Source organism: Streptomyces liangshanensis, assembly GCF_011694815.1.
GTDB lineage: Bacteria > Actinomycetota > Actinomycetes > Streptomycetales > Streptomycetaceae > Streptomyces > Streptomyces liangshanensis.
This window is the reverse complement of the sequence record NZ_CP050177.1, coordinates 4912039-4933727: the sequence shown is the minus strand read 5'-3', so window position 1 is coordinate 4933727 and position 21689 is coordinate 4912039. Positions and strand designations below refer to the sequence as shown.

16 protein-coding genes are annotated in these 21689 nt (G+C 73.3%); 4 read left to right on the top strand and 12 right to left on the bottom strand.

Features of this window, described 5'->3' with window-relative positions; all coding sequences use genetic code 11:
- Positions 1–959: 959 nt before the first annotated feature.
- On the bottom strand, positions 960–1487 hold the full coding sequence (locus tag HA039_RS21365) for an AAA family ATPase (RefSeq protein ID WP_167032437.1): 528 nt from the start codon (positions 1485–1487) through the stop codon (positions 960–962).
- A gap of 313 nt (positions 1488–1800) precedes the next feature.
- On the opposite strand from HA039_RS21365, the gene HA039_RS21360 reads away from it, so the two are divergent.
- Together HA039_RS21360 and HA039_RS21355 are read left to right on the top strand one after the other, a co-directional pair.
- On the top strand, positions 1801–2940 hold the full coding sequence (locus HA039_RS21360) for a DegT/DnrJ/EryC1/StrS family aminotransferase (RefSeq protein ID WP_167037280.1): 1140 nt from the start codon (positions 1801–1803) through the stop codon (positions 2938–2940).
- 79 nt (positions 2941–3019) lie between these two features.
- Entirely contained in the window at positions 3020–5143 is a 2124-nt protein-coding gene (locus tag HA039_RS21355; protein WP_243870200.1) for a lipopolysaccharide biosynthesis protein, read from the top strand.
- Here the strand turns inward: HA039_RS21355 and HA039_RS21350 are convergent.
- From HA039_RS21350 to hutU, 10 genes are all read right to left on the bottom strand, one after another.
- On the bottom strand, positions 5122–6195 hold the full coding sequence (locus HA039_RS21350) for a glycoside hydrolase family 26 protein (protein ID WP_167032435.1): 1074 nt from the start codon (positions 6193–6195) through the stop codon (positions 5122–5124). The two genes, HA039_RS21355 and HA039_RS21350, sit on opposite strands and share 22 nt — an antisense overlap.
- Positions 6192–7109 (bottom strand): hypothetical protein, encoded by a 918-nt coding sequence (locus HA039_RS34145; RefSeq protein ID WP_167032433.1) that lies wholly within the window; start codon positions 7107–7109, stop codon positions 6192–6194. The genes HA039_RS21350 and HA039_RS34145 overlap by 4 nt, the downstream gene beginning before the upstream one ends.
- 16 nt (positions 7110–7125) lie before the next feature.
- On the bottom strand, positions 7126–9045 hold the full coding sequence (locus HA039_RS21340; RefSeq protein ID WP_167032431.1) for a hypothetical protein: 1920 nt from the start codon (positions 9043–9045) through the stop codon (positions 7126–7128).
- Positions 9046–9169: 124 nt separating this feature from the next.
- Positions 9170–9988 carry a polysaccharide deacetylase family protein gene (locus HA039_RS21335; protein WP_167032429.1) on the bottom strand — a complete coding sequence of 273 codons (819 nt, stop codon included), beginning with the start codon at positions 9986–9988 and terminating at the stop codon, positions 9170–9172.
- Complete coding sequence (locus HA039_RS21330; RefSeq protein WP_167037277.1) at positions 9985–11310, bottom strand: glycosyltransferase family 2 protein; 1326 nt, start codon at positions 11308–11310, stop codon at positions 9985–9987. Before HA039_RS21330 ends, HA039_RS21335 begins: the two co-directional genes overlap by 4 nt.
- Positions 11311–11457: 147 nt before the next feature.
- Positions 11458–12555 (bottom strand): GNAT family N-acetyltransferase, encoded by a 1098-nt coding sequence (locus HA039_RS21325; protein ID WP_243869640.1) that lies wholly within the window; start codon positions 12553–12555, stop codon positions 11458–11460.
- Between the two features lie 127 nt (positions 12556–12682).
- The gene (gene hutI, locus HA039_RS21320) at positions 12683–13963 is read right to left on the bottom strand and encodes an imidazolonepropionase (RefSeq protein WP_208298679.1); all 1281 of its coding nucleotides are present in this window, start codon (positions 13961–13963) and stop codon (positions 12683–12685) included.
- 92 nt (positions 13964–14055) lie between these two features.
- Positions 14056–15435 (bottom strand): formimidoylglutamate deiminase, encoded by a 1380-nt coding sequence (locus HA039_RS21315; protein WP_167032426.1) that lies wholly within the window; start codon positions 15433–15435, stop codon positions 14056–14058.
- Positions 15432–16634 (bottom strand): allantoate amidohydrolase, encoded by a 1203-nt coding sequence (locus tag HA039_RS21310; RefSeq protein ID WP_167037268.1) that lies wholly within the window; start codon positions 16632–16634, stop codon positions 15432–15434. Before HA039_RS21310 ends, HA039_RS21315 begins: the two co-directional genes overlap by 4 nt.
- 74 nt (positions 16635–16708) lie before the next feature.
- Positions 16709–18412 carry a urocanate hydratase gene (hutU, locus tag HA039_RS21305; RefSeq protein ID WP_167032424.1) on the bottom strand — a complete coding sequence of 568 codons (1704 nt, stop codon included), beginning with the start codon at positions 18410–18412 and terminating at the stop codon, positions 16709–16711.
- Between the two features lie 196 nt (positions 18413–18608).
- Here hutU and HA039_RS21300 point away from each other — a divergent pair, with 196 nt between their 5' ends.
- Both HA039_RS21300 and HA039_RS21295 read left to right on the top strand, forming a co-directional pair.
- A complete protein-coding gene (locus tag HA039_RS21300) occupies positions 18609–20078 on the top strand; it encodes a type III PLP-dependent enzyme domain-containing protein (RefSeq protein WP_167032422.1) in 1470 nt (489 codons plus the stop codon).
- A 2-nt stretch (positions 20079–20080) separates the two neighbouring features.
- A complete protein-coding gene (locus HA039_RS21295; protein ID WP_167032420.1) occupies positions 20081–20764 on the top strand; it encodes an alpha/beta fold hydrolase in 684 nt (227 codons plus the stop codon).
- A gap of 79 nt (positions 20765–20843) precedes the next feature.
- Here HA039_RS21295 and HA039_RS21290 read toward each other — a convergent pair whose 3' ends face one another.
- Positions 20844–21599 (bottom strand): hypothetical protein, encoded by a 756-nt coding sequence (locus tag HA039_RS21290; protein WP_167032418.1) that lies wholly within the window; start codon positions 21597–21599, stop codon positions 20844–20846.
- Positions 21600–21689: the final 90 nt, after the last annotated feature.

Here is a 21689-nt window from a genome sequence, read left to right as displayed (position 1 = left end):
GCGGGTGCGGCAGGCGAGGTGATCCGCAGACCCCATCCACCCCTCCCCCAGCCCCATCCGGCAGGCTTTGTGCCCTGAGTGCGAATCAACGGAACGCAGCACGCAAGGCCGGGGAGAAGAGACCCCAGAGGACTCCCGAGCCTCGGCCAATGCGACAGATGCCCGGGCGGGGTGTGGTGGTGCGGCGGTCGGTTGCCACCCCCGACCCCATTAGGCGGGTTGTGTGTCCTGGGTGCGGCTCAACGGAACACAGCGCACAAGGCCGGGGAGACAGGACCGACAAGGGACTTCAGGCCTGGGCGAATGCGGCATACGGCTTGGCTGGGGTGGGTGGTGGGGTGGTCTCAGCCGTCGGTTGCCGTCCACCGGCCCACATGTGGACAGCAAGCTCGGGCCGGGAGGCGGGTGGGGTTGGTGGGGTGAGTGAGGTGGCCCGCAGGCGCTGTCTGGCCCTTCCCCGGTCCTATCTGGCGGGTCGTGTGTCCTGGGTTCCGGTCAACGGAACACAGGACGCAAGGCCGGGGAGGGATGGTCCGCAGGGGACTGGACTCCCAGGCCTGGGGAGATGGGGTGTCCTGGTCGCCGGATCGGATGTCCCTCTCCCCGCCCCGCAGCTCGCCTACGGATCTCAGACACGGTGCTTGTACACCTGCCAACAGGCGGTGGTCAGCCGCTGAGCCGAGTCGTCACCGCCCCATTCAAGTGGTGCGCAAACCACGGCCGGAGCCGCAGCCCGGGCTGATAGCCCAGCCGCTCCCGGGCCTTCCCGGGGGACCCCTCCCCCGGGCCGCCCCCCCTCGCCTTCACTTGCGGTTTCGGGGCGGGAGTCAAGGGTGGAGCGAAGCGGAATCGGCTTGCCGACGCGACGAAGGAGCGCCCTTGACGCCCGACCCGAAACCGCGACACTCAACAGCAAGGGGCGGCCCCCACGTCACACAGAACAACAACGCCCACCCCGACTAGGTCTTGATCTGAACCCGCACCCAACCCCGCGTCTCCGCCGGGGTCGTCAGTCTTACTACCCGCAGTGGGGCGAAGCGTGGGTTAGTAGTGCGGTGGGTTATCTCCGAGCGGCGCGGGGCGTGTTGGGACCAGGCCCACCAGGCCGGGTGGTCGCGGCGGAACCAGGCCGCCAGCGTTTCCCTGTTGCCGCCGAAGATGCGTTCCCGGCGTACGGTCCGCCTCAGCGATCTCCGCAGCACCCTCGGCATCACGACCCGCCTCGGGTAGTCCAGCCAGACCACCGTGTCGGCGTGTTCCCACAGCAGGTCGCGGACCTCGGGGTAACCGAACGAGTCGAAGATCCAGGACGGTGAGGCCGCGATGTCGGCCACCCGGGCCGCGAAGTCCTCGTCCACCGCCCAGCCGGGGCCGGTGAAGTGCAGGGCGTCCATCTCGTAGTAGGGCAGGGCGAGTTCGCCGGCCAGGGTCCGCGCGAGCGTGGATTTGCCGGCCCCGCTGATGCCCACCACCAGAACGCGCCGCATCCGGGGATCGTACCGACAGCGGTCCGACGTCCGGTCCGGGCGTCCGATCCGGCGCCCGGGTCCCTGCGTCCGGCCCGCGCGTCCAGTCCGGCATCCAGTCCCGACGTCCAGTCCCGGCATCCGCCCCCGGCATCCGGTCCCCGCATCCGCCCCCAACATCCGCCCCGCGCCTCCCCTCCCCCCGCCTTATTGACGCGGCCGTCCGGTATGGGCCACATTGAGCCCGGGGCAGGGGGGAATCGGAATGGCTCTTGGGGAGAGCTGCCCGGCGGAGAACAGTGGGCGCACCGCGTACTCCGGTCTGGAGTCGCTCATGCGCCATCGCCTCGGCAGGGAATGTCTGTACGTGCCGTCGTGCCGCTTCGGGCTGTATCTGGCGCTGCGCCACTGGTGTCCGCCCGGCGGGCGGGTCCTCATGTCGCCGGTCAACGACGACGTCATCTTCTTCGTGGTGCTCGCCGCCGGCCTGCGGCCCGTACAGGCGCCCTTGCACCCGCACGACGGGTCGATCGACCTCGACCGCGTGCCGGACTCCGACTGGCGCGGCCTGTCCGCCGTACTGACCACGAATCTGTACGGGAATCCCGACCCGGCTCCCGAACTCCGCTCCCGCTGCGACATGTTGGGGATTCCGCTGATCGAGGACGCCGCGCACGCCATCGGCAGCGCGGTGGCCGGGCGGCCCGTCGGCGGGTTCGGGGACGCGTCCGTGTTCAGCCTCTCCAAGCATGTGGGGGCCAAGACCGGGGGTTTCCTGGCGGTGGCGGATCCGGCTGTCCGTACGGAACTGGCCCTGGCCCGCGACGAGTTGCTTCTCCCCTCCCGGCTCGGCGCCGAACTCGCCTATGCCGTCCGGCCGTACGCCGAGGCCGGCGTGCGCGGGCTGCGTCTGGTACGGGCCGCGCGCGCCGCGTTGCGCGCGCTCGGCCAGGAGGAACGGGAGGCGATCCGCATGCCGCTGCGGGCCGGTGAGCTCAAGCAGGCGCTCGCCGGGGAGTCCGGGCTGAGCGGCTTCCACTCCTGGGTGCGTGTCGACATGCACGACTACCGGCTGCGGCCCGGGCGCACCCGTCTGCGGCGTACCGAGCGGCTGCTCGCCGGCCTCGACGCACGCCTGGACGCCCACCGGGCCGGTACGGAAAGGCTCTTGGACACCACCTGGGGAGGAGGCGGGACCGCCGTGCAGCCGCTGTTCCGCGTGCCCCTCCTCGTCCAGGACCGTGACGCGGCCATCGCCGCGCTCGCCCGGCGTCGTATCACCACCGGCTACCTCTACGACCCGCCGCTCGACACCTACGCCGGCGAGATCTTCACCGATCCGTCGCCGCACCCCGCGCCCGCCGCCTGGTTCGCCCGGCACGCCCTGCCCGCCGACCCGCGCCGCGCCGACGAGGTCATCCGCGTCCTCACCGCCTCCGGCGCCCGGCCGGCCGTGTGGGACGGGCACGGCTGAGGTGGCCGGGACCACCCGGCTGCGGGGTCCCGCCGGCCCGGCCGGGACGGCGGACGCCGCGCGTGCCGGGCACGACTCGATGTTCCGCAACGCGTACGCGCTCATGCTCTCCACCGGCGTCTCCGCCGCCCTGGGCCTGGGCTTCTGGCTCGTCGCCGCCCGCTACTACACCGAAGAGGCCGTCGGGCAGGGCTCGGCGGCCATCGCCGCCATGCGGCTGCTCGCCTCGATCACCGCGACCACCATGATCGGCGCGGTGGTGCGGTACGTGCCCCGGGCCGGCCGGGCCACCGGCTCGCTGGTCCTGCGCGCGTACGCGGTCAGTTCGCTGGTCGTCTGCGTCGCCTGTGTGGTGTTCCTGCTGACCCTCGACCTCTGGGGCCCGTCGTACGCGCCTCTCGACGGCCTCACCGCCGGGCTCGTCTTCACCGCCTCCTGCGTGACCTGGGCCCTGCTCACCCTCCAGGACGGTGTGCTGACCGGGCTCAGGAAGGCCTTCTGGGTGCCGGTCGGCAACGCCGTCTTCTCGATCGGCAAGCTGCTGCTGCTCGTCGCGTTCGCCACGGCGATGCCCGTCCTCGGCGTGTTCGTCTCCTGGGCCGCCGCGATCGCCCTGTCCGTCCTGCCGCTCGGCTGGCTGATCTTCCGCAAGCTCATCCCCCGCCAGGCCGAGGCCGACCACGACCGTGAACCGCTGAGCCCGCGGGACATCGGGCGGTTCCTCGCCGGGGACTCGGTCGGGGCGCTCTTCAGCCTCGCGATGATCAACCTGCTGCCGGTGATGGTCGCGGTCCGCTTCGACGCCGCGCACAACGCCTTCTTCTACACCGCGTACACCGTCGGCGGCACGATGGAGTTCATGGCCATCAACATGGCCTCCTCGCTCACCGCCCACGCCTCGCACCGTCCCGAGCGGCTGGCGGAGGGGGTGCGGGGGGCGCTGCGCCGGATGACGGTCCTGCTGGTGCCGGTCGTCCTGGTGCTGGTGGTCTTCGCCCCGCAGGTGCTCGCGCCGTTCGGGGCGGACTACGCCTCGCACGGCACGACCGTGCTGCGGCTGCTGGCGGCCGCCGCGCTCCCCCGCGTGGTGGTCGAGTTGTACATCGGGGTGCTGCGCGTCCAGGGCCGTACGGGCATGCTCGCGGTCCTCCAGGGCGGGATGTGCCTGCTGGTGCTGGGCAGCGCGACGGTCCTGCTCGGGCCCACCGGGATCTCCGGGGCGGGCCTGGCGATGCTGGGGTCCATGACGCTGGTCGCGCTGGTCGCGGCGCCGGGGCTGCGGGCGGCGCTGAGCGGCCGGCCGCCGCGCGCCACCTGGCCGGCGCGGGGCGCGCGGGTCGCACGGCTCGCACGACGGGAGGGGGCGGGGGCGGGGGCCGGGGGCCTACGGCAGGAGGGCGGCGAGCCGCGGACCGTACCGCCGGACGACGGGTACGGCACCAACTGGGCCCGGCGGACGGCGTATCCGCACCACGCGAGCCGGCAGCGCCCGCACCCCTCCGGCTCACCGGCCGTCGGCGTCCCGGTGGGGGCCGCGCGGCGGCCCGCGGTGGGGAGTGCGCGTGAGGATCGCTGGATCACGCTGCTGTGGCTGCTGCTCGGGCTGGCGGCCGGGCTGATCTGGTCGCCGCTGGTACGGGTCGTACCGCTCGGCCAAGCCCCTTTGACCGGGCGGGAGTTGCTCGACGCCCTGCCGCCGCTGACCCTCGCCGGGGGCATCCTGCTGGTGGTCGTCCAGTGCGCCGCCGCGTCACTGGTCCGGCCCCGGCCGGTGCTCCTCGGGACCGGGCTGCTGATCAGTTTCGCGTCGCTGCACGCGGCGCCCCCGCTGCTCGGCGTACGGCCCGATCGGGCCGCGGGGCCCTGGCACGGGCCGGTCGCTGACGTCCTGACCGATGCGGTGGGGCATCTTCATCTTCCGTCGGGTGGTGGGGCGTTCGGGCGGGACGACGTGCTGCGCGCGCTGCCGGTGGCCCTCCAACTGCTGTGTCTCGGGCTGGCCGCCCTGGCCCTGTGGGCCGTACGGGCCGACGGCCGGGTGGTCGCCGGGGTGTTGTGGGTGCTGGTGATCACCGGCTGGGCGGCGCAGCAGGCGTTCGCCGCCGCGCCCGTGCCGGTGTTCCTGGGGGTGGCCGGGGTGGCGGGCGTGGCGCTCGCCGTACGGGCACTTCTTGTACGGCGCTACGGAGCGGGCAGCGGCTGATTGAAGTAGCCGTCGCGGCCCGCCTTCCGGTAACCCTCCAGCGCCGGGCCCTTGTTGACGGTCAGGTCGCAGTCGGGGCCCGGTACGGGGCGGTTCCAGTGCACCAGCGCCTTCACCTTCGGCAGGGTCGGCGCGGTCTTCGGGATGGCCTCGTACCAACCGCGCTGCCGGTCGGGCCTGGCCGGGTCGGGTGCCGTACTGAACTCGGAGAGCATCACCGGCTTGGAGTCCGAGATGTTCGCGCGCAGCCAGTCGTACGACGGGCGCTGGCTGCGGTCGAAGTCGAGCCAGTCCGGGGAGTCGTGGCACTGGAAGTAGTTGTACTGGTCCATGCCGATCCAGTCGACGTACGCGTCCCCCGGGTAGAGCTTCTTCATCAGCTCGGCGTTGCCCAGGTAGCCGGACACGGTCCACACCCACACCACGTTGTCCACGCCGAGCTGCTCGAACCGGTCGTAGAGGTGCCGGTAGGCGGCGACGAACTCCTCGGGGGTGCCGGCGTCCGGGGTGCGGAAGTCGGTCTCCTGGTCGAAGGAGAAGAAGACCGGTTTGCCGTACGCCTTGAGGCGGCGGGCCTGCGGATCGATGATCTCCTCGTCGAGGTCCCCGGAGGCGACCTTGTCCCAACCGAGCTGTGTCTCTGTCCAGTTCCGGTGGTGCGGCTCGGTCCAGACGGTGGACTCCCAGGCGAGCATCAGCATCCGGTCCGTGCCCAGTTCCCTCTCGTCGGGGGTGAGGAGCGTCCCGTCGAGCGGGGTGCCGGACATGTCGTGGTAGTTGTAGACAAGGTCGAGCTTGCGGCCGATCCTGCGCTCGAAGCCGTGGACGGCGTCGGTGAGCGAGCCGTTCTCCGCGTACGGCACGTACGCGCCCCACCAGGCTCCGCAGGGTGACTCCAGCAGGGGGGTGGGTGCGCAACTCGCCTGGGGCGTCGGTCCGTTCTCCTGCCGGTCGATCCAGAGGCCGGCTCCGGTGAGCAGCGCGCCGATCGCGGTCAGGGCGACGGCGAGGAGGGCGGCCCCGCGGGTGTTACGGGGCGGGCGTTCCGTCATCGGGGGACCTCGGGATCCGGCTCGCGTAACGCGGTCCGCTCGGTCGTGCCCTGCCTGGCGGCGGGCAGGGGGGTCTGCCTGGCGGCGGGCAGGGGGGTCTGCCTGGCGGCGGGCAGGGGGGTCTGCCTGGCGGCGGGCAGGGGGAGGGTCTGCCTGGCGGCAGGCAGGGGGAGGGCGGGGAGGAGGCTCGCGAGGGTGGTGACGGTGGCGAGCGAGGCGAGGAAGACGGTGGCCGAGAAGCCGGACACCAGGAACAGCGCGGTGGCGGCGAGCGTGGCGAGGGAGAGGCTCAGGGGCGCGGCGAGCGCCAGCACCTCCAGCCGGGCGGCGGGGCGCGGCGGTTGCGGGAGCAGGAGGGCGAGGCCGGGGCCGAGGGTCACGAAGAGGAGGACCGGTATCCACCGCGAGGGCCACCCGTCGGGCTGGACGGTGGCGGCCAGGGCGACCCAGCCGGACAGGGCAAGAGCGGCCCGGAGGGCGAGGTGGTCGCGGGGAGGGAGGGGGGCGCGGGAGGCGTGGTGGGTGCGGGAGGTACGGGGCCCGGGTGGGGCGGTGGCGGGCTCGGGCTCGGGAGCCTGGGGTGTGAGGGTGGCGGGCTCGGAGGTTGCGGGCCTGGGAGTTGCGGGCTCGGGAGTTGCCGCTGTGGGCAGCACTGGTTCGGGGGCAGACTCCCCCGCCGGCGCGGATTCCGCCGTCGGGGCGGGCTCCGTCCTCGGGGCGGGCTCCGTCCTCGGCGCGGGCTCCGTCCTCGGCGCGGACTCCGTCCTCGGCGCGGACTCCGTCCTCGGCGCGGACTCCGCCGTCGCGGCGGGCTCCGTCGTGGTGGTGGGGGGTTGGGCTTGTTCGGCGGGGGGCGCGGGCTCCTTGTTGGGGCTGGTCGTGGCGTGGGTGTTGTCGGTGTCTCCTGGTCGCATGGCGGTGGCCTCCGCGTCAGGGGGTGGTGGGTGGGGTGGGCGCGGGGGTCTCGACGTGCTCCAGGACCAGGCCGTACCGGCTCTCCTCCACCACGCGGAAGTGCGGCGAGCGCTTCAGCGCCTCGCTCATGCGCGCGAAGCCCCCGGCCGGCAGGTAGCCCTCGCCGATGGTCGCCTCCTCCTGCGTCGGGGTGAGGATCACGTACGCGGTCCGGCCGGGCGGGATGCCGGCGTCCAGGTAGCCCGCCGGGTCCTTGAGCATCCTCAGGTTCTCCGGGACCTCCTGCTCGGTGAAGAACCAGCGCTCGTAACGGTCGTAGTGGTAGTACGCGCCCGGGAACGACCCGGTGGTGGCGAGGATCAGTGAGCCCTCGGGCGCCCGGTCGTAGGCGCGTTCCACCAACGCGGTCTCCGCGGGCGGCGCGTACTGCATGCCCTCCTTGCCGTAGTACGAGGGCAGGAAGCCGGCCAGCAGGGCGATCAGCGCGACCGGCAGCGCCACCACCGCGACCCGGCGCGCGAGGCGGCGGGCCCGGCCGGCCTGGGCGGCCGCCGGGACGAGCGCGGCGGCGGCGAAGAACGCCGTGCCCGGCAGCCCGAACAGGTAGACGCGGAAGAGCATTTCGCCGCCGTAGTCGTTGACCGCGAAGAGCGGCACCGGCGCCGCCGCGGCCAGCAGCAACGGCAGCGCGCCGTGGGTCAGCCGACGCCGCAGCAGGACGGCCGACCCGGCGAGTACGGCGAGCGCGACGACCATCAGGATGTTGGCTGTACCCACCAACTCCGGTCCGGGGCCGGTCGGTTCACCCGCGAATCCGGGGCGGGAGTTCTTGAGCAGTTGGCCCGCCGAGTCGCGCAGGGTGCCGAGGGTGTCCAGGAACAGCGGGCGGCCCATCGTCAGGTCCCAGGCGAGCATCACCGCCCCGGTCACCACGAGCAGCCCGAGGTTGCGGTAGCGGCGGGTGAGGCAGAGCGCCGTCAGGGTCATGCAGAGCATGACGGGCGTCAGTTGGTGCGAGGCGTTGACCGCGGCGATCAGCGGGACGAGCACCGCCACGCCGACCGCCCGCTGCCGCCGCGTCGCGGACGGGGGCACGGGCGCCGCGGCCGGGTCGAGGTGCGCGGGGTCGCGCAGCCGCCCGGCGGAGCCCGGCCGGACGAAGTGCCGTACGACGACGGCGAACACGGTCAGGAACACCAGGTACGCGAAGGCCTGCGGGGCGAGGTAGTCCTGGCCCACCCAGTTGGCGAGCTGGAAGATCCAGACCGCCGTCCACACCAGGCGCCGGTCGTCGGTGAAGGTGCGGTAGATGAGCACCAGGACCGGGATCATCAGCAACCCGAAGGCCACGGGCGCCCAGTTGGTGTACGCGGCGGCACCCTCCACGCCGAAGGCCCTGACCAGCGCCGCGTTGAGCGAGAAGAAGCCGGGCCACTGGTCGTACGCCGACATGCCGCCGGACAGTTCGGTGTACGGGTGGAACGTCCCCTCGGACAGGAGCCGGGCGATCACGGCGTCGTGCTTCGACGCCCACGCGTAACGCACCGAGTCGTAGAGCAGGGCCGGTGGCGCCTTGAGCGCCACGAGCATGGCGACGCAGTAGGTCAGCGGCCACCAGGGCGCGTTGCCCGCGCGGCGCAGGCTGACGAGGAAGCCGGCCGACAGGACGGCCAGCGAGACGTAGAAGACGACCGGGAAGCGGTCGAGGAGCCCGAAGTCCCCGATGTCACGGAAGCCGATCCGGGGCAACGACCAGGCCCACAGCGAGCCTCCAGCGACCAACAGGAGCCATAAGGAGACGAGTTGCGCGTGGGAGGTGGACTTCTTCGTGCGCTCGGGGGGTGGCTCGTCCGCCATACGCCCGGGGTCCGCCCGCTCCTCCAGCAGGGGCAGCACGCCGCTCCCCGGGACCGGCGTGGACACACGTTGCTGCACAGTGCGACTCCCCCCACAGATGTGGTCGCGGCCGTCACGCCGCTGTCCCTGAAGCGAAGTATAGGAACTGTCACCGCGTTTGTGTTGTTCTCGTAAGCCCTTGTTGCTCAGGGGAGTTGAGGGGTCACCCCGCGAACTCCGGTCCGCGCAGGCGGGCCCGGGTCCTGCGGTAGAGCCGCCAGCCCAGCGTGGGCAGCGAGTCGCCGAACGGCGCGACCCGCACCGCCTCCCCCTCCGCCGCTCTGCCGTCCATCCACCGCTCGACGTCCCGCGCGGTGTGCCGGCGGCGCACGATGAGCCGTGCGATGCGGTACGACTCGTCGCGCCCCGAGGAGAGCGCGTGCCGTACGGCGACGGCCGAGGCGTACCCGGCGGCGGCGGAGGCGCGCCGTACCGCCGGGCTGTTGTAGCCGTGCGGGTAGGCGAGGTGTGCCACCTCGTGGCCGAGGACATCCTCCAACGCCGCCTTGGAGTCGCGCAGTTCGCGGTTCAGGTCGCGGGCGGGGAGGGTGTCCAACTGTGCGTGGGTGACGGTGTGCGCGCCGACCTCGATCCCGTACGACGCCAGTCGCGGGGCCTGCGCGATCCGCATCATCGGGGCCGGCGGGAGGAGGCTGACGCGGCCCGGGGTGATGGCCCCGGTGGTCAGGTAGGCGGTGGCGGGCAGGTGGCGGGCGGCGAGCGCCTCGGCCGTGGGGCCCGGCAGGTCGGCGAAGCCGTCGTCGAAGGTGAGGACGACGGGCCGGGGCGGCAGGGGGCGGCCGTCCGCGAGGTGGCGGGCGAGCGCGCTGACCGGTACCGGGGTACGGCCCGCGGCGACCACGGCGTCCAGGTGCGCCGCGAAGTCCCTCGGGGTGACGGTGAATTCGGCGATCCAGGCGGGCGGGTGGTCCGTCACGGCGTGGTAGAGGAGGACGGGGATCGCCGCCTGCCGCGCGCTCATCGCTCGCCCTCGCGCTGCCGCAGGCGGGCCCGGACGTAGCCGACGGGACCGTACAGCATGCCCCGGCGCTCCAGTCGCGACAGCTCGCGCGGCCAGGGGTGGGACTGGGCGCCGTGCGTGCCGGGCGTGGCGGGGGTGCCGGGGGTCTCGTGCGCGCCGGGGGCGGTCGCTGTGCCGTCCCGTTGGGCGGTGATCGCGCGGGCGTGGGCCAGGCCGTGTGGCAGTTTCAGGAGGAGGGAGGGCAGCAGCGCGGGGCGGCGGACCAGGATCGCGGTGAGGTACGCGGTGAGGCCGGCGCCGTACCCGTACGCCTGGTTCCGCAGGTCCTGCCAGGTCTCGCGGTGGTGGTGCCAGACGAGCGCCCCGGGGGTGTAGCGCAGGCGGTGTCCCGCGCTCAGGACCCGGACGAAGGCGTAGAGGTCGTCGCCGCCCCTGGCGGGTGTCCCGGTGCCGGTGGCGGGGTCGAATCCGCCCACGGAGGAGAGGACTTGGGCCCGGAAGGCCATGTTGGCGCCCGAGCCGAAGCTGCCCGCGGTGAAGGGGAACAGCGGTTCGTCGGGGGGCGGTTGAGCCGGGTCGTACAGCCGTGGCGCAAAGCCCTTCGCGAAGCCGCCGTGGCTCTCCAGCAGGATCTGCGCGGGGGTGGTGAGCCGGGCCGGGAGGATCAGGCCGGTGGTGCAGCCGAGGCCGGGGTCGGTGGCGAAGGGTTCGGTGAGGGCGGTGAGCCAGTGCGGATCGGCGATGACGTCGTCGTCGGTGAAGGCGAGCACCTCCCCGTCCGAGGCGGCGATGCCCCGGTTGTGGGCGGTGGCCAGGCCCGGGACCGATTCCTCGACGTAGTCGACGCGGCCCGCGTAACGGCCCTGGACGAGGTCGCGGGTGGCGGTGGTGCGGGGCGCGTTGTCGACGACGAGGACCTGGAAGTCGGGGTGGTCCTGGGCGACGAGGGAGTCGAGGGCGCGGGCGAGTTGCGCGGCGCGCTCCCGGGTGGCGACGACGACGGTGGCACGGGGGAGAGTGGGGGTGCGGGTAGTGGTGGGGGTGCGGGTCGGGGTCAGCGTGGGCTCGGTGTCGCGCTCGTCCGGTTGTTCCCGGCCGGTCCGCTGCGTGCGGAACGCCGTCCTCAGCGCCTCCGCCGGGTCCTCGCCCGCGCGCACGTGGCCGAGGACGGTCGCGGCGGGGCGGCCCCGGAGCCGTACCAGCGCGTACACCCCGCCCTCGCCCAGGGGCGGGCCCCCGGGCGCCGGCCTCAGCGACAGCACCTCACCGTCGGGGCCGTCGAGGTCCAGCTCGGCGACCGCGAGCGGCGGGAGGTCGGGCAGCGCCGCCTCGCCCCTGGTCGTCGCGGCCGGTGTGCATGGGCCCGCGTGTTCGTCCGCGCGCGTGCCTGTGCCTGTGCCTGTGCCCCTGCCTGTGCCTGTACGTGTTCGGTCGAGCACCGCTCACTCCCCCCGTCAGCCCCTCAGTGGTCACCGGTCACGCAGGCGGCCCACCTGGTTCAGGGTCCGCTGCGCGTAGCCGGCCAGCCTCGGCCGGTTGCGTACGAAACTGTGTGCGCGGCGGGCCGGTTCGCGGCCCAGCCAGGACAGGGCCGCCCGGGGCCCCGGGCGTACCGACGAGCCCTCGTACACCCGCAGCGCGCCGGTCTTCAGCGCGTCCTTGTACTCGGCCGCCCCGCGTCCCAGGTCGAGCAGGCCGATCCCCTCGGCGGCGGCGGCCTCCGCCATCCGCAGGTGGAGGATCAGGCCGGGCGAGAACTTCGCGAACTCGGGGTCGTACGCCGGGAACCAGCACGACAGGACCGTGCGCGAGCGCAGCCCGAAGTGCGCGGCGACGGGCCGGTCCGCCGCGTACAGCACGGAGAGCACCCCCGAGCAGCGGGGCGCGCGCGTGACCGCCAACTGCCGTACCAGTTCGCTGATCCACTCCTTGGCGAAGCGGTCGCGGCGGCCCGTCCTGCGGTACTGCGCGGACTTCCACCCCATGAGCGTGCGCAGCGCCAGGGGGTCGCGTTCGTCGAAGACGAAGCGGGTCCCGCCGGTCTCGCGGCCGAGTTTACGTTCCTTCGCGGTGGTCGTCCTGAGGAACTTGGGCGACTGGGCCCGCAGGACCGCCTCGTACGCCCCGTACCCCTGCCCGACGTCGATGACCGGTGACTCGAACTCCTCGGCGGCGGCCGGGACGAAGAGGTCCTGGCCCGCTTCGAGGTTGTCGAACTCCCAGGCCGAGAGGGAGCAGGCGCGCAGCAACTCGCCCGCGGCGAGCCGTAGTCCGGGGCGCAGGACCGCGCCCTGGCAGTCGGAGACGCCCCGGCCGATGGCTCTGCCCTGCCCCAACGGGCCTGTTTCGTAGGGGAAGAACCCCGCGGGCTCGTCCCCGTCCCGTACGACGGCGATCCTGGACCGGGGGCGTACCCGGCCGACCGCCCGGGTGAACTCCGGTTCCATGAACGGGTTGGCGGGTGCGCCGGACTTGGCGCGCAGTTCGCGCCAGGCCTCGGCCTCCTCCTCGCTCAACTCCGCCGGCGCCACCACTCGGATGCGCGCGGCGCTGCGTACGTCGCTCAACTCGACCCCCCGGTCCCCTGCCCCCGCGTGTCCACGTCCCCCATGGACTCGTTCGTGGGCTCACGCTCGTGAGGACGGTACCGGCCCGTGTCCCCGCCGGGACAGGGCCCGTCGGCCCCTCACTGCCTCAGAGTCGTACCCCGTTCCCCAGGAGTCGCACCCCGCCTCTCCAGACCGACGAGACGAGCGGGACGCCGGGGCGGTAGGCGAGGTGGACGTGGCTGGGGGCGTCGAGGACGGTGAGGTCGGCGCGGGCGCCGGGGGTGAGGCGGCCGATGTCCGTACGGCGCAGGGCGCGCGCGCCTCCCGCGGTGGCGGACCAGATCGCCTCGTCGGGGGTCATGCGCATGTCCCGTACGGCGAGGGCCATGCAGAACGGCATGGACGAGGTGAAGGACGAGCCGGGGTTGCAGTCGGTGGAGAGGGCGACGGTCGCGCCCGCGTCGAGGAGCCTGCGGGCGTCCGGCCAGGGGGCGCGGGTGGAGAACTCGGCGCCGGGGAGCAGCGTGGCGACCGTGTCGCTGTGGGCGAGCGCGTCGACGTCCGCGTCGGTGAGGTGGGTGCAGTGGTCGGCGGAGGCGGCGTCGAGTTCGACGGCGAGTTGCACGCCGGGGCCGTGGGACAGCTGGTTGGCGTGGATCCGGGGGTGCAGGCCCTTGGCGCGGCCCGCGAGGAGGATGGCGCGGGCCTGGTCGCCGTCGAAGGCGCCGGTCTCGCAGAAGACGTCGATCCAACGGGCGTACGGGGCGCAGGCGTCGAGCATGTCGCCGGTGACGAGCGCGACGTACGCGGCGGGGTCGTCGGCGTGGTCGGGCGGGACGATGTGGGCGCCGAGGTAGGTGACCTCGTCGGTGTGGTCGCTCGCGATGCGCAGGGCGCGTGCCTCGTCCTCGACGGTCAGGCCGTAGCCGGACTTGGTCTCCTGGGTGGTGGTGCCCTGGCGCAGGGCCTCGGCGACGTAGCGGGCGACGTTGGCGGTGAGGTCGGCGTCGGAGGCGGCGCGGGTGGCGGCGACGGTGGTGCGGATGCCGCCGGCGGTGTAGGCGCGGCCGGACATCCTGGCGTTGAACTCGGCGGTGCGGTCGCCGGCGAAGACGAGGTGGGAGTGGGAGTCGACGAAGCCGGGGACGACGGCCCTGCCGCCGAGGTCGAGGGCGTTGTCAGTGGGGGGTGCTTTGCTTGATTCACCGACCCAGACGACTCGGTCGCCTTCGATGACGACGGCCGCGTCCTGGATCAGACCGATGGGGGATCCGTCACCGAGGGAGGGGTCGTTGGTGACCAGAGCGGCGATGTGGGTGAGGGCGGTGCTCGCCGTGGTGGCGGCGGTGTCGCTGAACGTGGTGGCGGTGTCCGGGGTGCTGTCCGGCGTGGTGTTCGGCCTGCTGTTCGGGGGGCTCTTGGCCATGGTGGGGATGCGCTCCTTCGGCGGCGGGCCGGCGGGGGCCGGTCGCGGAGGGTCTGGGGGACGCGGAGGGTCCGCCGGCCGCGGTGGGCCGGTCAGACGCGGTGGGCCAGGGCTCCGATCGCCTCGGCGAGGGCCCGCGCCGTATCGGGGACGAGTGAGTGGACCCCGTCCTGGACCACATGACGGCCGCTCACGACCGTGTGGCGTACATCAGCCGCGGAGGCGGCGAATACGGCGGTCTCCGCTCCGAGCCGGGGCAGTGGCCCCGCTGTCCTGACCGAGTCCAGGGCGATCGTGACCAGGTCGGCGAGCGCCCCTGGTTCGATCCGGCCCGCCTCGGGCCAGCCGAGGGCCGCGTGGCCGTCGGCGGAGGCGGCGTGGAGCAGGGCGCCGGCGGTCCAGTGGCCGCGGGTGCGGGTGCGCAGGCGTTCGTTGAGCTCCATCGCGCGGGCTTCCTCGAAGAGGTCGATCACGGCGTGGCTGTCGCTGCCGAGCGAGAGCGGCGAGCCCGCGCGCTGGAGCTGGGCGGCGGGTCCGATGCCGTCGGCGAGGTCGCGTTCCGTGGTGGGGCACATGCAGGTGCCGGTGTGGGTGGCGCCGAGCAGCGCGATGTCCTCGTCGGTGAGGTGGGTGTTGTGGATGCCGGTGGTACGGGCGCCGAGGACGCCGTGGTCGTGGAGCAGTTGCGCGGGGGTGCGGCCGTGGACGGCGAGGCAGGCCTCGTTCTCGGCGGTCTGCTCGGAGAGGTGCACGTGCAGGGGGGCGCGGCGGGCCTCGGCCCAGGCGGCGACGGTCGAGAGCTGTTCGGCCGGGACGGCGCGTACGGAGTGGATGGCCGCGCCGATCCGGGCGTGGGAGGTGTCGCGGGCGCTGTCGTGGAGGGCGGAGGCGCGTTCCGCCCAGGAGTCGGCGGTGCCGTCGGAGAAGCGGACCTGGTGGCGGTCGGGGACGGAGCCGCCGCGCGCCGTGGAGATGCCGGACGCGAGGTAGGCGGTGTCGAGGAGGGTGATCCTGATGCCGGCGTCGGCGGCGGCCGCGATGAGCGCCTCGCCCATGGCGTTCGGCCGGTCGTAGGGGGTGCCGTCGGGCCCGTGGTGGAGGTAGTGGAACTCACCCACACAGGTGATGCCGGCCAGGGCCATCTCGGCGTACACGGCCCGGGCGAGGGCGTGGTACGAGTCGGGGGTGAGGCGGGCGGCGGTGCGGTACATCAGCTCGCGCCAGGTCCAGAAGGTGCCGGAGCCGACCTGGACCGTGCCGCGCAGGGCGCGGTGGAAGGCGTGGGAGTGGGTGTTGGCGAGCCCGGGGAGGGTCAGGCCGCGCAGGGCCACGGCGCCGGGGGGCGGGGTGTCGGTCTCGGTGCGGACGGCGGTGATCCTGCCGTCGGCGACGTCGACGGCCACGCCGGGCTCGACGTGGTGGTCGAGCCAGGCGTGCTCCAGCCAGTAGGTGGTGCCGGGTCCCTGCGTCATGCGCACGCCAGTCCTTCCAGTACGTCGGCCAGTGCCAGGACGCCCGCCACGCAGTCGTCCTCGGCCGCGGACTCGGCCGGGGAGTGCGATACGCCGGTCGGGTTCCGTACGAACAGCATGGCGGTCGGAATGGATCCGGACAAAATGCCCGCGTCGTGCCCGGCGCCGGTGCCGAGGACCGGGAGGGGGGTCCGGCCGCCGGCGGCGAGGATCCTGGCCAGTTCGTCGCGCAGGGCGTGCTCGAACTCGACGACGGGCGTGAAGGACTCCCGTACGACACCCAGGTCGATCCCGGCGCGCTCGGCGGCGTCGCGGGCGGCCGTCTCGATCCCGGCGACGACGGTGTCGAGGGTGGCCTGGTCGGGGGCGCGGGAGTCCAGCCAGCCGCGGACGAGGGAGGGGATGGCGTTGACGCCGTTGGGTTCGACGGAGATCTTGCCGAAGGTGGCGAGGGCCCCGGCCAGCTCGGCCTCGCGGCGGGCGGCGAGGACGGTCTCGGCGTACGTCAGCATCGGGTCGCGGCGGTCGGCGAGGCGGGTGGTGCCCGCGTGGTTGGCCTCGCCGCGGAAGTCGAACCGCCAGCGGCCGTGCGGCCAGATCGCCGAGGCGATGCCGACGGGGTCGCCGGACAGGTCGAGGGCGCGGCCCTGCTCGACGTGGAGTTCGACGTACGCGCCGATACGGGCGAGGCGTTCGGGGTCGGGGCCGAGGGTGGCGGGGTCGTGTCCCGCGGCCTCCATCGCGCGGGGCAGGGTGACTCCTTCGCCGTCGCGCAGGGCGTACGCCTTCTCGGCGGTGAGCTGTCCGGCGGTGAGCCGGGAGCCGACGCAGGCGAGGCCGAAGCGGGCCCCTTCCTCGTCACCGAAGTTGGTGACGGCCAGGGGCCTGGTGAACCGCGCTCCCCTGCGGCGCAGTTCGTCCAGGGCGGCGAAGGAGGACACCACACCGAGCGGGCCGTCGAAGGCGCCGCCGTCCGGGACGGAGTCGAGGTGGGAGCCGGTGACGACGGCGTCCCCGGCGAGGGGGTCGCCGAGCCAGGCCCACTGGTTGCCGTTGCGGTCGACTTCGTGGACCAGGCCGCGGGACTCGGCCTGGGCGCGGAACCAGGCGCGGCAGTCGGTGTCGGCGGCGGTCCACGCGTAGCGGCGGTAGCCGTGGCTGGTGGCGTCGCGGCCGAGGGGGGCGAGGTCGCGCCACATCTCCTGGAAGGAGGGCGGGTTCGCGACCGCCCCGGCTCCCGCGGCGGGGGTGCTCGGGTGCGGGGTGGGGGAGGTCACGCGGGGGTGCCCTCCGTCGTGGTCGGGGCGGCGGAGTCGTCGGCGGCGCCCTCGCGCATCGGGACGCGGACGCCGCGCTCCTCGGCGACCCTCTCGGCGATGTCGTAGCCGGCGTCGACGTGCCGGATGACGCCCATGCCCGGGTCGTTCGTCAGGACGCGGCGGATCTTCTCGCCGGCGAGCTTCGTGCCGTCGGCGACGGTGACCTGCCCGGCGTGGAGGGAGCGGCCCATGCCGACGCCGCCGCCGTGGTGGATGGAGACCCAGGAGGCCCCGGAGGCGACGTTGACCATGGCGTTGAGGAGCGGCCAGTCGGCGATGGCATCGGAGCCGTCGAGCATGGACTCGGTCTCGCGGTACGGGGAGGCGACGGAGCCCGCGTCCAGGTGGTCGCGGCCGATGACGACGGGCGCGGCCAGTTCGCCGGAGGCGACCATGTCGTTGAACCGCTCGCCCGCCTTGTCGCGCTCGCCGTACCCGAGCCAGCAGATCCGGGCGGGGAGGCCCTGGAAGTGGACACGTTCGCCGGCCAGTTTGATCCAGCGGTGCAGGGACTCGTTCTCGGGGAAGAGTTCGAGGATCGCCTTGTCGGTCTTGTGGATGTCGGACGCCTCGCCGGACAGGGCCGCCCAGCGGAACGGGCCCTTGCCCTCGCTGAACAGCGGCCTGATGTAGGCGGGGACGAAGCCGGGGAAGGCGAAGGCCCGCTCGTACCCGGCGAGTTGTGCCTCGCCGCGGATGGAGTTGCCGTAGTCGAAGACCTCGGCGCCGGCGTCCATGAAGCCGACCATCGCCTCGACGTGCCGCGCCATCGACTCGCGGGCGCGCAGGGTGAAGTCGGCGGGCTTCTCGGTGGCGTAGGCGGCCATGTCGTCGAAGTCGACGCCGAGCGGGAGGTAGGCGAGCGGGTCGTGGGCGGAGGTCTGGTCCGTGACGATGTCGATGGGGGCGCCCTCGGCGAGCATGCGGGGCAGCAGCTCGGCCGCGTTGCCCAGCAGGCCGATGGACAGCGGGCGGCGCGCGTCGCGGGCCTCGGTGGCCAGCTGGAGGGCGTGGGCGAGGTTGCCGGCCTTCACGTCCAGGTAGCGGTGCTCGATGCGGCGGTCGATGGCGCGCGGGTCGCAGTCGATGCAGATGGCCACGCCGTCGTTCATGGTCACGGCGAGCGGCTGGGCGCCGCCCATGCCGCCGAGCCCGGCGGTCAGGGTGATCGTCCCGGCGAGCGTGCCGCCGAACTTCTTGGCGGCGACGGCCGCGAACGTCTCGTACGTGCCCTGGAGGATGCCCTGCGTCCCGATGTAGATCCACGAACCGGCCGTCATCTGCCCGTACATGGTGAGCCCGAGGGCCTCCAGGCGCCGGAACTCCTCCCAGTTCGCCCAGTCCCCCACCAGGTTGGAGTTGGCGAGCAGGACCCGCGGCGCCCATTCGTGGGTCTGCAGGACGCCCACCGGGCGGCCGGACTGGACGAGCATCGTCTCGTCCTGCTTGAGCGTGCGCAGCGTACGGACCATGGCGTCGTACGAGCGCCAGTCGCGGGCCGCCTTGCCCGTGCCGCCGTAGACGACGAGCTGGTCGGGGTGCTCGGCGACCTCGGGGTCCAGGTTGTTCTGGAGCATGCGCAGGGCGGCCTCCTGCTGCCATCCCAGGGCGCTCAGTTCCGTACCGCGCGCTGCCCGTACGGGTCGGGATCCTGACATGGCGATGCCTCCTCCATGGGGGTGGTGGGCGGTGGACCGGGGTGGGCCGCCGCACACGTCATGTTGGTCGATCTATTCACATCCTGGACGGATGAATAGTTGTAGTCAACAGGCGCGGGGCCCGCGCGGTCCGATCGGCGGCAGAACGGCGGCAAATCGACGGCGATCGGCCGACAACGATGATTGGCTGACCTCCATGGGCCTGGACCGCGAGACCGACGAAGACCACAGCCGGGGGAACGACCCCGGGGACGACCGGGAGAGCGGGCACGCGGCCGGCCGGGAGGACGGCCCGGCCGCCGAGGGCGCGCCCGCCCGGCGCGACCGGGCCGTACTGGCCGCCGTCGCGCAGGGGCTGCTCAGCGAGGAGCGGGCCGTGATCGCCCTGCTCGACGTGGCCGGGATCCGCGCGTCCGCCGCCGCGCTCAGGTCCGCGTTCGCCGAGGTCACCGCCCCCGGCACGGCCGTCCTGCACGCCTTCGCCGTGAAGGCCACCCCGCTGGTCCCGGTCCTGCGGCTGCTGTACGACGAGGGCATCGGCGCCGAGGTCGCCAGCCCCGGCGAACTGGCGCTGGCCGCGGCGGCGGGCGTACGGGCGGAGCACACCGTGCTCGACTCCCCCGCCAAGACCACCGCCGAGCTGCGCCAGGCCCTCGCCCTCGGCGTCGCGGTCAACGCCGACAACCCGCAGGAGCTGGGCCGCCTCGACGCGCTCGTCGGCTCGCCAGGCCCCGGCCCCCGCTCGCCCCTCGGCCTGCGCGTCAACCCGCAGGTCGGCGGCGGTTCCATCGGCGCCCTGTCCACCGCCACCGCCACGTCCAAGTTCGGCGTCGCCCTGCGCGACGAGGGCTCCCGCTCCTGGGTCGTCCGCGCCTGCCTCGACCGGCCCTGGCTCACCCGGCTGCACACCCACACCGGCTCGCAGGGCGTCCCGCTGGAACTGATGGCACGCGGCGTCCGCGAGACGTACGAACTGGCCGAGGAGATCAACGCGGCCGCCGGCCGGCAGCAGATCGACACCATCGACATCGGTGGCGGCCTCCCGGTGAACTTCACCTCGGACGACGAGACCCCGACGTACGCGGCGTACGCGCGGCTCCTGCGCGACACCGTCCCCGGGCTGCTCGACGGCAGGTACGGGGTGGTCACCGAGTTCGGGCGCTCGCTGCTCGCCAAGCACGGCACGGTCCTGGCCCGCGTCGAGTACGCCAAGTCCGCGGGCGGCCGCCCCATCGCGGTCACCCACGCGGGCGCGCAGCTCGCCACCCGTACGGTCTACGACCCCGCGTCCTGGCCACTGCGCATCGCCGCGTACGACGCCGGGGGTCACCCGCGGACGGGCCCGGTCGTGGCACAGGACGTCGCGGGGCCCGCCTGCTTCGCGGGCGACCTGCTCGCCGAGAACCGGTCGCTGCCGCTGCTCGGCCAGGGCGACCTGGTGGCCGCGCTCGACACCGGCGCGTACTACTTCTCGAACCACTACGCCTACAACAGCCTGGCCCGCCCGGGGATCTACGGCTTCCTCCCCTCGCCGGGCGACGGCGGCGGGATCCGCTTCGCCACCGTACGGACCCCCCAGACGGTCGAGGAGATCGTCGCCGAGTCGGGCGGCGCGCACGCGGACGCCCTGCGCGCGGACCGCGACGAGCTGCCGGAAGGACACTGACCATGGCCACGTACGTCCTGCTTCCCGGCGCCGGGACCGACACCTGGTACTGGCACCCGCTGGAGGCCGAGCTGCGCGCGCGGGGCCACGACGTGGTGGCCGTCGACCTGCCCTGCGAGGACAACGCGGCCGGGCTGGCCGAGTACGCGGACGCGGCGGTCGGGGCCGTCGGGGGGCGCGGGGACCTGATCGTGGTGGCCCACTCCTTCGGCGGGTTCACCGCCCCGCTGGTCTGCGACCGCCTGCCGGTCGGCCTGCTGGTGCTGCTCCAGGCGCAGATCCCGGCGCCGGGCGAGAGCCCGGGCGAGTGGTGGGGCAACACCGGTCACGAGGAGGCCAGGCGGGAGCAGGACGAGCGGGACGGCCGGGATCCGGACGACACCGTGGCGCTGTTCCACCACGACACCCCGCCCGAACTGGCCGCCGGGGCCCAGGAGCACGCGCGGGCGCAGTCGGCCACCCCGTTCATGAAGCCCTGGCCACTGGCCGCGTGGCCGGCCGTGCCCACGCGGTTCCTGCTGGCCAGGGACGACCGCTTCCTCCCCGCCGCGTACCTGCGGCGGATCGTGCGGGAGCGGCTCGGCTTCACCCCGGACGAGATGCCCGGCGACCACTGCCCGATGCTCGGCCACCCCCGCGAACTGGCCGACCGCCTGGAGGCGTACCGCACGGAGCTGTCGCTGTAGGAGCGCCCGCCCGGACCCGCGTGTCCCGCGCGTTCTCCGATGACCGCGAGCACCACGCTTGCCGAAGCTCTTGAGCCCTTTACCGGGCTTCCCGTACGGCCTTCGGTGTGGTGCCCATGTCGCCGGCCAACTCGACTTCGTTTGCGTTGCCGTAGAAAGGGACGGGCTCTATCCCGAAGGTGGCGCGCAGAACGTGCGCCTGGCCGTCGCCCATCGTGTCAAGGATGCCGTGCACGACCGCGTGCTTGATCCGTCGCTCCTCACGAGCCACGTCATCCGGGGTGATCAGGTCGTCCGGCACGCCGTACGTGGACACGGCCGGTGCCCAGCGCTCCTCCCCGGTCGTACCGGGCACCGGAACGTCAAGGCTCTCCGCCCCCTGGTACGCCAAGCGGGCAGCGTGCGCCCGATCCGCGCTGAGCCGGCGACCGGCGGGCGGTACGGTCTGGGCCAGTTTCTCGGCGAGGTAGGGGTCGTTCCCCGCCGTGCCCAGCATGGACAGGAACGTCTTCGCCGCGTCCGGATCAGCCCCCTGGTTACGCTCCGCCCTCGTAATATTCAGGAGGGTGGTCTCCACGGTGGTGTACGCGAATCCCAGAAAGTCCGTGGTGACCGACTCGTCAAAGCGGCCCAGGGCCTCCCAGACCGCTATCCGACCTACCTGTTCGAACTCTTCGCGGAATTCCTCATGGCGCGGACCGCTCTCCGGGATGCGCCGCGCCGCCTTCCGGTCGAGTACGGAAACGCGCCCTTCGGTGGCTGCGATGACCTGGGCAGTGGCCTCAAGATCCTGGTTCTGGGCAGCGCGAACTACGGAGATTTCAGGCTCTGACACGGGTGGCTCTCCTTCGGCTCACCCGGTTTCTGGGGAGCCGATTGCCCGAATGGGCGAGAGCCGAGAGCGCGCAAAGTGACCTAGGTCACC